Annotated in this window: 11 protein-coding genes; 5 read left to right on the forward strand and 6 right to left on the reverse strand. The window is 72.5% G+C overall.

Features of this window, described 5'->3' with window-relative positions; translation table 11 throughout:
* Positions 1–295 precede the first annotated feature (295 nt).
* Positions 296–1,915, forward strand: coding sequence for a GMC oxidoreductase (locus tag VQ02_RS19980; protein WP_053080464.1), 1,620 nt, complete (start codon positions 296–298; stop codon positions 1,913–1,915).
* A 145-nt stretch (positions 1,916–2,060) separates the two neighbouring features.
* Here the strand turns inward: VQ02_RS19980 and fhuF are convergent, their stop codons facing one another.
* Positions 2,061–2,765 (reverse strand): siderophore-iron reductase FhuF, encoded by a 705-nt coding sequence (gene fhuF, locus VQ02_RS19985; RefSeq protein ID WP_245239795.1) that lies wholly within the window; start codon positions 2,763–2,765, stop codon positions 2,061–2,063.
* Between the two features lie 20 nt (positions 2,766–2,785).
* On the reverse strand, positions 2,786–4,024 hold the full coding sequence (locus tag VQ02_RS19990; RefSeq protein ID WP_053080465.1) for an MFS transporter: 1,239 nt from the start codon (positions 4,022–4,024) through the stop codon (positions 2,786–2,788).
* Between the two features lie 386 nt (positions 4,025–4,410).
* Here VQ02_RS19990 and VQ02_RS19995 point away from each other — a divergent pair, with 386 nt between their 5' ends.
* The gene (locus VQ02_RS19995) at positions 4,411–5,181 is read left to right on the forward strand and encodes an SDR family NAD(P)-dependent oxidoreductase (RefSeq protein ID WP_048445974.1); all 771 of its coding nucleotides are present in this window, start codon (positions 4,411–4,413) and stop codon (positions 5,179–5,181) included.
* Positions 5,182–5,216: 35 nt separating this feature from the next.
* On the opposite strand, the gene VQ02_RS20000 is transcribed toward VQ02_RS19995, so the two are convergent.
* Complete coding sequence (locus VQ02_RS20000) at positions 5,217–5,582, reverse strand: hypothetical protein (RefSeq protein ID WP_048445975.1); 366 nt, start codon at positions 5,580–5,582, stop codon at positions 5,217–5,219.
* Between the two features lie 206 nt (positions 5,583–5,788).
* Between VQ02_RS20000 and VQ02_RS38290 the strand changes: the two genes are divergently transcribed.
* Positions 5,789–7,963 (forward strand): M10 family metallopeptidase, encoded by a 2,175-nt coding sequence (locus VQ02_RS38290; RefSeq protein ID WP_209437038.1) that lies wholly within the window; start codon positions 5,789–5,791, stop codon positions 7,961–7,963.
* A gap of 244 nt (positions 7,964–8,207) precedes the next feature.
* On the opposite strand, the gene VQ02_RS20010 is transcribed toward VQ02_RS38290, so the two are convergent.
* Entirely contained in the window at positions 8,208–8,915 is a 708-nt protein-coding gene (locus VQ02_RS20010) for an NUDIX hydrolase (protein WP_048445976.1), read from the reverse strand.
* The gene (locus VQ02_RS20015) at positions 8,915–9,823 is read right to left on the reverse strand and encodes a PhzF family phenazine biosynthesis protein (protein ID WP_048445977.1); all 909 of its coding nucleotides are present in this window, start codon (positions 9,821–9,823) and stop codon (positions 8,915–8,917) included. The genes VQ02_RS20010 and VQ02_RS20015 overlap by 1 nt, the downstream gene beginning before the upstream one ends.
* A gap of 140 nt (positions 9,824–9,963) precedes the next feature.
* On the opposite strand from VQ02_RS20015, the gene VQ02_RS20020 reads away from it, so the two are divergent.
* Together VQ02_RS20020 and VQ02_RS20025 are read left to right on the forward strand one after the other, a co-directional pair.
* On the forward strand, positions 9,964–11,058 hold the full coding sequence (locus VQ02_RS20020) for a nucleotidyltransferase family protein (protein ID WP_048445978.1): 1,095 nt from the start codon (positions 9,964–9,966) through the stop codon (positions 11,056–11,058).
* Positions 11,059–11,101: 43 nt separating this feature from the next.
* Positions 11,102–12,106, forward strand: a complete 1,005-nt coding sequence (locus tag VQ02_RS20025) for a DUF2891 domain-containing protein (RefSeq protein ID WP_048445979.1) — start codon at positions 11,102–11,104, stop codon at positions 12,104–12,106.
* Positions 12,107–12,113: 7 nt separating this feature from the next.
* On the opposite strand, the gene pdxY is transcribed toward VQ02_RS20025, so the two are convergent.
* Positions 12,114–12,962: a pyridoxal kinase PdxY gene (gene pdxY, locus VQ02_RS20030; protein WP_048445980.1), complete on the reverse strand. Its 849-nt coding sequence runs from the start codon at positions 12,960–12,962 to the stop codon at positions 12,114–12,116.
* Positions 12,963–13,059 lie beyond the last annotated feature (97 nt).

Consider the following 13,059-nt stretch of genomic DNA (forward strand, 5'->3'; position numbering starts at 1 on the left):
CCCCCCCACCGACCCGCGTCAGGCACCTCTGACCTGTCCGACGACGGCCCCACCCCGCAGCAGGGGGCCCCGAAGATCGGCCACCCGGACAATTCAGGCTTGCGCCATCGCAATGATGCTGCGCGCTGATTGTCTTGCTTCGGCATGATGATGGCCTGGATTCGGATCTGACCATAGGACATGCGGTGAATATTAATTATGTTATATCGGTTTACAGATATTAAGACTGCATGCTTGGATGATTTGATTTACCCCTGGCCGCGATCTCGTGTCTTTGCGTTGGGGAATGGTTGCGATGGCCGGTTTCAACCGCAGGCAGGCTCTGCTCGCCCTCGGTGGGGCAACGATGGGCAGTGCGTTCGGCGCGCACGACGCCGAGGCCCAGCTGTTCTCGCCGAACTATCGGGTCTTGGTGCCGGAGATATTCCAAGGTCTGTCAGCCCCGCCGAGCTACACTCCGAACCTCGTGATCGGATCCGGCTTCGGCGGCGCGATCACCGCTCTGCGCCTCGCGCAGGCCGGGCAGAGCGTCACGGTCGTGGAGCGTGGGTACCGCTGGCCGAGCCACCCCTGGCGCGCGATCTTCGCCAACGACACCCTGCCGGACGGGCGCGCCTTCTGGTTCCGCCGGAACGCGCGCATGATCGCGGGCAACACGACGCGGTTCGACCTCCTCGGGGGCGTGATCGACGCGACCGAGTACCCGACGATGACCGCGTGGCGCGCCGCATGCGTCGGCGGCGGTTCGGTCGTCTTCACCGGCGTGATGATCCAGCCGCGCCAGGCGTATTTCGACGCCCTGCTCGGGAGCGTCGTCCCCTACGCCGAGCTCGACCGGGTCTACTACCCCCGTGTGCGCCAGATGCTGCGGCTCAGTCCGATGCCGCGGGACGTCTATGCCGGCCAGGCCTTCGGCCACTCGCGGGAGTGGGACCGCCAGGTGATGGCGGCGGGCTACGCCCCCGTCCCGACCGACTCGATCTTCAACTGGGACGTGGTACGCGCCGAGACGCGCCTGCTCGGACGGCCCTCCGCCACGGTCGGCGCCTCGAATCACGGCAACAGCAACGGCGCCAAGTTCGACCTCAACCAGAACTACCTCCGCTACGCCGAGGCGAGCGGGCGGGCGCGGATCTTCCCGGGGTTCGAGATCCTGAGCATCGGCCAGGAAGGCGGGCGCTACGTGGCGCACGGCCTGTTGCGCAGCCCGGACGGGCGGCAGATCGCGACCCAGACCATCGCCTGCGACCGGCTGTTCCTCGCCGGCGGCTCGATCGGAACCTCGCACCTGCTGGTGAAGGCGCGCGCAACGAGGACCCTGCCGAACCTCAACGAGCACGTCGGTGCCGGTTGGGGAACCAACGGCGACGTGCTGGTGGTCCGCAGCCTCGGGCGGATCACCGGGCTGACCGAGGGCACGCCGAGCGCCTCGATGATCCACGAGGCGAGGACGGGCCTGCCGGTCACCCTGGAGAACTGGTACGTCCCGGGAATTCCGCTCAACCTCAGCATCATTCCGTCGCTCGGAATGGTGTTCGACCAGTCGAACCGCGGCAGCTTCGCCTACGACCCGCAGAACGGCAGCGTCACCCTGAAGTGGGCCCCGAACGGCAACGCCGACGCGCTCGCGGCCTGCCGAGAGGTGAACAACCGGATCGCCGCCGCCTCGAACACCATCCCCGGCGCGGTGCCGTTCATCGGCGACGTCAGCGGCATGAACTGGACCGCCCATCCCCTCGGAGGCGCCGTTCTCGGCAAGGCGACCGACGGCTACGGCCGGGTCGTCGGACATCCGGGCCTCTACGTCATGGACGGAGCCCTGCTGCCGGGCTCGGCCGGCGCGGTGAACCCGTCGCTCACGATATCGGCGCTCGCCGAGCGCAACATCGAGAACATCGTCGCCCGCGCCGGCTGACGCTCGCGCGGTCCGGTGCGCCGTCACCTGTGCGAGGCGGCAGGCCTTCCGCCTCCGCGATGGCCAGTCCCGGCATCGTCGCCCGACCTGAGCCCGGTTCGACGATGCGGCTCCCGGACGCGACGAGGCCCGGGCGCGATCCCGCTCACGCGCCCGCCGCGCCGCAGCACTCCCTCCCCTCCTTGAGCGGGCAGAGCGCACCGCAGGACGGCACCCCCGGCAGGCGCTGGCGCAGGCAGCAGGTGCGCCGGCGCCGGCCGCCGCCGGCGGCGCACAGGGCCTGGGCCAGGGGGCTTCTGGCGCAGGCCGGCCCGCCGCACCAGCCGAGGCAGGTCGCGACCTCGGGGCAGGCCATCGTCTCGGGCTCGCCGAGCTCGCGGGCGACGTAGTCGAGGATCACCGCGGCGTTGCCCCAGATCACCCGGGGGGCGATGCCGCATTGCGCCCGGCACAGCTCGACGAAGGGCCGCAGGTGGTCCTCGACGAGCCCCGAGAGCCCGGCGGAGCGGCATGGCGGACCGGCCTCGTCGGGCTGCACCAGGAAGCGGGCGGGCCGGCCGGCGGCGTCGAGCTCGAGGCTCGTCGTCGCGAAGGCCAGCGGCAGCGGCCGGCCGAGGCGCACGAGCGCCGTCAGGACCGGGGTGGCGAGCGGGGCGAGGTAGAACTGGCTCCAGTAGGAGACGAGGGCCCGCCGGTCGGCCGCGCCGGCGGGCACCCCGAGCCCCGCCTCGAAGGCCGCGAGCGTGGCATCGAACACCGCCGGGTCGCGCAGGGCGACGAGGGGCGTCGCCCCGGGCCCGCCGGGACCCGCGGCCACGCCCTCCCGGTAGGCGCCGAGGGAAGCCGGCACGCGGGGCGCCACCTCCTGGATCATCGCCCGCCCGCCCGGTCGGCCCGCAGGGTGCGGGCGACCATGACCGAGAGCCAGGCCAGCGCCGCGGCGTAGAGCGGCATCGTGGCGGTGAAGTAGGCCGGCCAGCCGGCCCAGCCGGCGAGGGCGGGGGCGGCGACGCGCAGGGGCATCGCCGCGAAGAAGGCGGCCCCGAACAGCAGCGCGTAGTCGGTGGCGGGCCGCGGCCCCTGGGCCCAGCGGTAGATCATGTTGAACACCGGCACCCCGAGAAAGCCGCCGAAGACGTAGTTCAGGACGGTGGCGGTCACGGCGAGCCCCTCGGCCCGGAGGGCGCAGGCCGCCGCCATCAGGCCGCCGGAGGCGAGCACCCCGAGGCCGCCGAGCGCGATCAGCCGCACGGTGCCGAAGCGGGCCGCGAGGCCGCCGGCCATCAGCGCCATCACCAGGTTGACCGCCGGCAGGACGCTGCCGGTGAGGAAGCCGACCTGGCCGAGTGTCACCCCGAGGTCGAGCAGCGCCAGGGTGTTGGGGCCGGCCAGCAGGTAGGCGGCGGCGAAGTAGGCGCCGAGCGCGACGATGCGCCCGACGAGGGCGCGCAGGCGCGCGAACGAGCCGGACCAGCGCTCCGGCACCCCGCCGGCGCCCTGCAGCCGCGCCTCCGGATAGGCGAGGATCGGCAGGAGGCAGAGCGCGTCGAGGCCGGCGCAGGCGAGCAGGGCCGTCGTCCAGCCGAGGGTGTCGTAGGAGCCGACCAGGACGCCGACGCCCAGGATGCCCCCGAGCGACGCGCCGCAGAGCTTGGCTGAGGCGACGAAGGCCCGCCGCTCCGCCGGAACCGTCTCGACCACCAGCGCCTCGAGGGCGATGTCCATCGTGGCGATGCAGGCGCAGGTCGCGATCGCGAGCGCGAGCAGGGCGGCGAGGGGCCAGTGCTCGCCGAGGCTCAGGGTCGCGAGCAGCCCGACCGCGACCCCCTGCGCGGCGACGATCCAGCCGAGCCGGTGGCCGAGGAAGGGCAGGCGCACCCGGTCGAGCGCCGCCGCCCACAGGAAGGTGAGCCCGACCGGCAGGTTGATCAGCTGCAGCAGGCCGACCTCGGCGAGCTCCATGCCGCGCGCCCGAAGGATCAGCGGCGCCCCGCCGGAGAGGAAGCCGAGCGTGGCGCCGAAGGTCACGTACAGGCAGAAGAACGGCAGGAGCGGGCGCAGGTCGGCGAGGATGCCGCGGGTGCCCCGGAGCGCGAGACCGGGTGTCACCGGGGGGAAACCCGCCGCGCGCACGGATCGCGATGGGCGCCGCCCCTGAGATGGTGGTAGTTTGGAATCACACTAATTCTTCTTTGCGTGCAGTGACTTGAGCCTACGGGAGCGAGCCCCGGGCCGCAAGGCCGGCGCCGCGCCGGCAGCGGTCACGCAAGGGTGGTGCGTCCGGCGGGCGCTGCGATGCAGCGGAGCGGGGCCGTCGTTCCCGGCCGACGCCGCGCGGCGGAACCCCGCTCCGATCCGGATGTTGCGTCGGCAGGCCGGGCTCTCGCCCCGGCGGCGCTCCTCGCGCGGCGTGAGCCATGACGGCGGCGGCGTTGCCCGATTCCGGCCCGCTGCGCGCGAGAACCGCCCGGTCCCCCCTCGCGAGGAGTGACGCGATGCAGCTCGACGGACAACGCGCCCTGATCACGGGCGCCGATTCAGGCATCGGCCAGGCGATCGCGGTCGCGTTCGCAAAAGCCGGTGCCGACGTCGCGATCGTCTACCACACCGATGCGGATGGGGCGGCCGAGACCGGGCGGCGGGTCGAGGAACTGGGCCGGCGCGCCCACGTGATTCAGGGCGACGTCGGCGACTCAGGGTCGGTCGAGGCGTTCTTCGCGCAAGCCGTGGACCGGCTCGGCCCCCTCGACCTCCTCGTCAACAACGCGGGCATCGGCTCGGGCGGGGCGGCGGTCGCGGACCTGAAGGACGAGGATCTGGAGCGGGTGCTGCGGGTCAACCTGATGGGCCCGGTCTTCTGCTGCCGCGCCTTCGTGCGGCTGCGCCGGCAGCACGGCGGGCGGGGACGCATCGTCACGATCTCGTCGGTGGCGCAGCACCTGCCGACGCCGGAGAGCGCACCCTACGGCATGGCCAAGGCCGGCCTCGGCTCGCTCACCCGCAGCCTCTCGCGCGAGCTCGCCGAGGACAAGATCAACGTCAACAACATCGCGCCCGGCCTGATCCAGACGCCGATGACGCAAGCGCGCCTCGACGACCCGCAGAAGCGCGACCAGTCGATGGAGCGGATCCCCTGGCACCGGGCCGGGCAGCCGGAGGAGATCGCGCGGCTGGCGCTGTTCCTCGCCTCGGACGCCGGCGACTACGTCACCGGGCAGACCTGGACCATCGACGGGGGTCTCAGCATGCAGTGGGGCGGCGCCTGACGCAGCACCGTCCTTCGCGGCGACGGGTCTCCGCGTCATCCGGCGTCCCGGAGCCGCTGCCCGGCCTCGCCGTAGCCTAAGGAGGCCGCCGCGCGGTTGGCGATGCCCCGGCTGAGCGTCACCCATTCGAGGTCGTTGATCGCCTTCACCAGGCGCTCGCGCTCGGGCGCGTCCGCGTCGTCGGACGACGCCTCGGCGAGGTTGACGGCCGCGATCAGCACCTGGTCGCGCTGGTCCTCGATCCGGGGATCCCGCTCGACGTGGCCGCGCACGTCGTCGTCGAAGCGCTTGATGACGGCCCAGGGCAGCGCGTCGGCGCTGCACCCCGCCGGGTAGTTCCGGGCGATGCCGCGGGCGCCGGCGGCGGCCTCCCGGACGAGTGCGACGAGCTTGGCGACCATGGCGTGTCCGCGGTGAGTGTCCGGAGCGGGAACCCGCGAGGGCGCCCGCGGGTCCCGCGGCCGGTCCATCCCGAGGGGCGAGCCTCTCGGGACGTGCGTCCCCGCGCCGGCCGGCCCTCGGACGCGGCCGCGTCCTCGGCCACCGCCCGCACCGCCGCGTCGGCCCCTGCATCCGGATCGCGCACCTCCAACGAGAGCCGCCGGCCGTGGGCGGCCATCCCGGAAGCCGTCCGGACGGCGGGCGACCAGACCGCCCGAACTGTATCCGCCGCCCGCCTTCCGAGACACGACCCATCCGACCCCGAGACCGCGCCCATGCCGGCCCTCGCAGCGAGTTAGAACTTCTGCATCAATTCGGCACTACGGTCCGGCTTCGAAGCGGCGAAGAGCTTCGCGCGGATCGGGAGGTCGGGGTGGCTGGTGTCGATGTCGTCGAGGCAACGGGCAATCAGGATATCGATGGAATCCTGTGGGGGTGGAAGTGGAACACCACCAACCTGACCTACTCGTTCCCAACGAGCACGTCGGAGTACCAGTCCTACGCGGAAATCCATGAGTTCTTCCCGTTCAACGGGGCGCAGCAGGACGCGGTCAGGCGGCTGCTGACGAACGTCGCCAACCTCGTCAACCTGACATTCATCGAAACCGTGGCGGCCGACGCGGACCTGCGCTACGCCAATGCCAGCGCGATCAACTACTCGAACGATCCGAGCATCGCCGACGATCCGGGGCTCCACGTCCCCGGCGGTGGCAGCGCCGAGGCGAACCCGCCCGAACTGGGCTACGCCGGCAACCCGCCGGGGAGCGCCCCCTTCGCCCAGGGCGACAGCTGGTACACCGCAGGCTACACGCGCCCCTCGCTCGGCAGCTTCGCTTACGCAGCCGGCCTCATGCACGAGAGCGGGCACAATCTCGGGCTGAAGCACGGCCACGTGGAGCAGGCCGGACACGGGGTGATGTTCCCGACCCTGTCGTTCGATCACAATTCCTATGAATACTCGGTGATGACGTACGTCCAGTATCCGGGCGCAAGCACGGAGTTCGGCGACAACGCGCCGGACCATCCGACGACCTTCATGCAGGACGACATCGCGGCCTTGCAGTACCTGTACGGCGCGAACTATTCCTATAACGGCGGCAACACCGTCTATACATGGAATCCAACGACCGGCGAGGAATCAATTGACGGCGTGGCCCAGGGCACCCCTCACGCCAACATCATCCTGATGACGCTGTGGGATGGCGGCGGCACCGACACTTACGATCTGTCGAACTACGCCACCGACCTGACGGTCGACCTCAATCCCGGGCAATGGTCGACCTTCTCGTCGAGCCAGCGCGCAAACCTCGGCAATACCCACGAGCGGGACAGCGACTACTACGCCCGTGGCAACGTCGCGAATGCGCTGCTCTACCGGGATGACCTGTCGTCGCTGATCGAGAACGCGACCGGCGGGATCGGCAATGACACCCTGACCGGTAACGTCGCGGGCAACACCCTCGCGGGCGGAGGCGGCGCCGATACGCTGCACGGTCTCGACGGCAACGACATCCTCCTCGGGCAGGACGGCGACGACCTCGTGGCCGGCGGCGAGGGCAACGACTTCGGCTCGGGCGGCTGGGGCCGCGACACCGTGCGGGGCGAGGCCGGCAACGACCTGCTGTTCGGCGACGACGACGACGATCTCGTGGATGGCGGCACGGGCGACGACCTCGTCTATGGCGGCACAGGCAACGACACGCTGTTCGGCAGCGAGGGCAACGACCGCGTCGACGGCGAGCAGGGCGACGACTTCATCGGTGCCGGCTCGGGCGACGACACGGCCTGGGGCGGGACCGGCAACGACGAGGTGCACGGCGAGGTCGGCGACGACTTGCTGGACGGCGGGGCCGGCCGCGACGGCGTCTACGGCGAGGACGGCAACGACACGGTCCTGGGCGGCACCGGCAACGACTACCTGACCGGCGATGCCGGCAACGACCAGGTGTTCGGTGAGGACGGTGACGACCAGCTCTCCGGCGGCACCGGCGACGACTACCTGTCGGGCGGCGCCGGCAACGACGTCCTCTCGGGAGGCGACGGCGCGGACCTGCTGTTCGGCAACGCTGGCGACGACTGGCTCGCCGGCGGGGCGGGCTCCGACACCTTCGCATTCGGCGCTGGCGACGGGCTCGACCGGATCCTCGACTTCGTGCTCGGCGGCGCGGAGAGCGACGTGATCGCGTTCAACAACGGCGCCTTCGCGGACTTCGCCGGGGTGCTGGCAGCGAGCCGGCAGGACGGAGCGGACCTGGTGATCGCCTACGGCACCGGCGACTTGATCACGCTGCAGAACGTGCAGGTCGGCGCCCTCTCGGCGGCGAACTTCACCTTCGCGTAGCGTCAGGCGGTGTCCTCGTCAGTCAAAGCATCGGTGCGATCCTGGGCGGTCCCGGGATCGCGGGACCGCCGACCGCTCCCTGCGTGTCGGCCGTCGGTCTCCTGCGGGTGCCGATCGATTGCGACGCAACCGCTTCGGGCGATGCCTGTGGGATCGCTTCCGCAAGGCGAAAATCGGCCTCGCTCATGAGCGCGGGAGGCAGAGCCCCGCCGCACGGGCTCGCGAGATGAGTTCTGGAGGCGCGTCATGCCTCCCCGGCCAGCACGCTCGCCAGGTAGTGCCGGACGAAGCCCGGCATCCGGGCGGGATCGAGATCCGCGGCCGTGCGCACGCTGACGATGGCGGAGAGCTCCGGCTCCGCCTCGGCGGCGAGGTGGGCGGCGATCCTGGCCCGCACCGTCGCCTCGTCCTCGGCGAGCTGCACCGGGCGCAGGAGCGCCATCAGGCCGCCGTCTCGGACGATCGCCCAGCCCGGATCCGGGCCGTCCGGTGCGATGAGGCCGGTCTCCTCTTGCAGCTCGCGCAGGGCGCTCGCCGCGAGGTCGACGCGGCCGTCGGCGGCGATGTCGGTCGGGTCCGGCGTGCCGCAGGGGAAGTAGACCCGCCCGGCGGCGGCGGTGTGCGGGCCCATCTCGCCGAGGATGAAGGCGCCGTCCCTGGTGCGGGGCACCGCCGCCGCGAAGGCGTTGACGACGCTCCCGTCCGGGAAGCCCCAATCCTTGAGGGCCGTGAGGGCGGCGTAGTCGGCCTCGAACAGCTCGGCCGCGAGGACGCCGTCGGCGAGGGTCCAGCGGCGCAGCATCAGCACGGTGCCGTTGAACATCGCCGGCCGGGCGGCCCGCCGCTCCTCCCAGTGGGCCGCGATCGCGGCCCGGTTCTCGCGGGCCCAGGCCCAGTCGTGAGCGACCATCCTGGCGTCGACGCGGCGGGCCGGGGTGATGGTGACGCTCATCAGAGGCGCAGCTCGCCCTCGGACACCACCACGGCGCTGCCGCCGATCTCCGCCGCCCGCAGGGCGCCGTCCTCGATCACGAGCTGGAGCGCGATCTCGCTCGGCCGGCCCATCTCGAACCCCTGCGCGATCACGAGGTCGTGCGTGCCGCTGCCCAGGGGCTCGAACTGCATTAGTGCCCCCGCGAAGGCCGCGACCGCCCCGCCGGTCGCCGGATCCTCCGCGATGCCGGCGCCGGGGGCGAACATCCGCGCCCGGAAGCTGTGGCCCGCCGCGTCGGTCTCGCCGGTATAGAGGAAGACCTTGGCGCCGGGCCCGAACGCGGCGGCGAGCGAGTCGGCGCCGGCCCGGGCCCGCCCCAGGGCGTCGAGGCCCTGGACCGGCACGAGGTGGAACGGGGTGCCGGCGCTGTAGCGGCTCGGCCGGTGGCGGGCGAAGCCGATCTCGGAGGGCGAGAGGCCTAAGCCGGCGGCGATCCCGGTCGCGTCCGGCCCGTCGCCCTCGCCCCAGCTCTCCGGCAGGCGCGGCAGACGGAAGCGGGCGCGGCCGCGGCCCTCGCCGGTCTCGACCACGCAGGGCACCACGCCGACCTGCTCCTCGAGCCCGAACGCCACCGCATCGGCGACCTCCGCCCGCCGGTCGCCGAGGGCGAGCAGCACCGCGGTGCCGACGGTCGGATGGCCCGCGAAGGCGAGCTCCTGGGCGGGCGTGAAGATGCGCAGCCGCGCCCGGTGCCGGCTCTGCGCCGGCGGCAGCACGAACACCGTCTCCGACAGGTTGAACTCCCGGGCGATGGCCTGCATCGCGGCGTCGTCCAGCCCCTCGGCGTCCAGCACCACCGCCAGCGGGTTGCCGGCGAGCGGCCGCTCGGTGAACACGTCCAGGGTGGCGTATCGGCGTGCGGGCATGTCGTCGTCCTTCCGAGACCTGCCGCGACGCAGCACGGATCGGGCCGGCAGCGCAAGCCTCGGGGGCTTGTGCGCAGGCCATTGTCAGCGCTCGCAACCAGCGTTATGGCATTTTTGCGAAAATGCCATAACGGTTCGAGATGCGCCGGATCGACGTGCAGTTCAGCACGCTCTACGCCGAACTCGCCGAGCGCAGCCTCGACGGTCAGTTCGTCACCGACTTCGATCCCGACGGCCGCTTCGAGGCGATCACCGTGAAGGGGCGCCGGTACTGGTACTTCGTCACCTCGGCCGCCGGGCAGCGGCAGCGGCGCTACGCCGGACCGGCCGACGACCCGGAGATCGCCGCGAGGGTCGAGGACTTCTCGCGGGTCCGGGACGATCGCCGGCTGCGCCGCAAGCTCGTGGCCACCCTCGTCCGCGAGGCCTACCTGCCACGGCCCGTCAGGGAGACCGGCGAGGTGGTCCAGGCCCTCGCCGATGCCGGCTTCTTCCGCCTGCGCGGCGTTCTCGTCGGCACCGTCGCGTTCCAGTGCTACGCCGGGCTCCTGGGCTGCCGTCTGCCGAGCAGCATGCTCCAGACCTCCGACGCGGATCGCGCCCGGGTCCACGCGATCTCGATCGCGGTGGAGGACACGATCCCGCCCGTGCTCGACGTCCTGCGGGCGGTCGATCCGACCTTCCGAGCGATCCCTCACCGGGGCGATGCCATCCGGGCGACGCGGTTCGAGACACGCACCGGCTACCGGGTCGAGTTCCTGACACCAAACCGTGCCGCCGACGAGCATGCTGGGCGACCGGCGACGAGGCCGGCGCTCGGCGGCGCGGCGGCCGAGCCGCTGCGTTACCTCGATTTCCTGATCGACCAGCCGGTGCGCGCGGTCATGCTGCACGGGCCGGGCATTCCCGTCTCGATCCCTGCCCCGGAGCGCTACGCGGTCCACAAGCTGATCGTGGCGGCCTGCCGCGACCAGCGGGTCGCGGCGAGCGTGGCGAAACGGCAGAAGGACCTGCGGCAGGCCGCGACGCTGATCGAGGCGCTCGTCCTCGACGGCCGGTCGGCCGATCTCGGCGACGCGCTGCACGAGGCCTGGAGCCGCGGACCGACCTGGCGCGCCACCCTCAAGGCCGCCGTGACGCTCTCGGTCGAGACGGCCGGTGCGGCCGCCGTGCGTGACCCCCTGCGGCAAGCCCTCGCGACGAGTGGCGAAGCGCCCGACGATTACGACCTGTGAGCCGCGCCCCGGCCTCCAACGATCCTCAACACCGGAGCCCCCGATGCCCCACGCCCTGACGCCCGAGACCGCCGCCCGCTTCGCCGCCCTCACCCTCGGCCACGTCACGCGGGAATACCCGAACAAGCCGGACCACACCCTGGCCGGGCCCGAGGACGCGCGCACGCCGGCCGCGCTCCACCCGGTGTTCTACGGCAGCTTCGACTGGCATTCCTGCGTCCACGGCTACTGGCTGCTCGCCCGGGTGCTGCGGCGGTTCCCCGACGGGCCGCAGGCCGGCGCCATCCGCGCGCTGTTCGACCGGCAGCTGATCCCCGAGAAGGTCGCGGGCGAGTGCGCCTACCTCGCGGCGCCGACGGCCCGGGGCTTCAAGCGGCCCTACGGCTGGGCCTGGGCCCTGAAGCTCGCCGACGAACTCGCGCACCTGCCGGAGCCGCGCTGGTCGCGGGCGCTGGCGCCGCTCGCCGAGGCCTTCGCCCAGCGCTTCCGCGACTTCCTCCCGCTCTCGCCCTACCCGGTCCGGGTCGGCACGCACTTCAACACCGCCTTCGGGCTGCGGATGGTGGCGGATTACGCGGATACGACCGGGGACGACGCCCTGACGGGCCTGCTCCGCGCCACCGCCGAGCGCTGGTATGGCGCCGACGCGGAATGCCCGGCCTGGGGCGAGCCGAGCGGCGACGATTTCCTGTCCTCCGCCCTGATCGAGGCCGAGTGCATGCGCCGCGTGATGCCGGCGGACGCGTTCCGGCCCTGGTTCGACCGCTTCCTGCCGCGCCTCGCGGAGGGGCGGCCCGCGACCCTGTTCCGGCCGGCCGTCGTCACCGACCGTAGCGACGGCAAGATCGCGCATCTCGACGGGCTCAACCTCAGCCGCGCCTGGTGCCTGCGGGCGCTCGCCGCCGCGCTGCCGGCGGAGGATCCCCGGGTCCCGGTGCTGCGGGAGGGCGCGCAAGCGCACCTCGCCGCGGCCCTGCCGCACCTCGCCGACGACTACATGGGCGAGCACTGGCTCGCGAGCTTCGCGCTGCTGGCGCTGGAGGCCTGAGGGGCCCTCAGACCGCCTCGACCGGGAAGGTGCGGCTCGGCGCCACGAACTCCTCCTGCGCCGCGACGGTGAGGATCTCCCGCGCGCCGGCCTCCGCGGTGCGGCGCAGGAGGCCGAAGATCGAGGCGGCGGCGGTTCCCAGCGCCTCGCCGGCCGAGCGGGTGCGGGCGTAGTGGACCAGGAACAGGGCCGCGGTGGCGTCGCCCGCGCCGTTGACGGCGAGCGACAGCCGCGGCGTGCGCAGGCGCCAGAAGAGCCCGCCCTCGCCGGCCAGCATGTCGATGCTGTCGTCCGGGGTCTCGGCGGTGTGGAGCGAGGTTACCAGCACGACCTTCGGCCCGCTCGCCTGCACGGCGGCCACGGCCGCTTTGGCATCGGCCAGCGTCCGGGTCTCGATGCCGCTCAGGTAGTCGAGTTCGAACTGGTTCGGGGTGATGAGGTCGGCCGCCGGCACGGCGTGGTCGCGCATGAATTCCGGGATGCCGGGGCGCACGAACACGCCGCGGCCGACGTCGCCGATCACCGGGTCGCAGCAGTAGAGCGCCGCCGGGTTGGCGGCCCGCACCCGCGCCACCGCCCGCAGGATCGCGGTGCCGATGTCGGCCGAGCCCATGTAGCCGGAGAGCACCCCGTCGCAGGCGGGCAGCACCCCGCGCTCGGCGATGCCCTCGACCAGCTCCTCGATCGCCGGCCCGTCGAACACCCGGCCGCGCCAGGCGCCGTAGCCGGTGTGGTTGGAGAACTGCACGGTGTGGACCGCCCAGACCTCGACCCCGAGCCGCTGCATCGGGAAGACGGCCGAGGCGTTGCCGACATGGCCGTAGGCGACGTGGGACTGGATCGACAGGACGTTCATCGCGACACGAGACCTCGCGCAGCAGCAGGCTTGAGCCGCCCCGGCCGGGGCGCAGGCCCGCACGATTCCCGCACCGGGCGCTCCTGGCAACCGCCGC

It is taken from the genome of Methylobacterium variabile, assembly GCF_001043975.1.
Lineage (GTDB): Bacteria > Pseudomonadota > Alphaproteobacteria > Rhizobiales > Beijerinckiaceae > Methylobacterium > Methylobacterium variabile.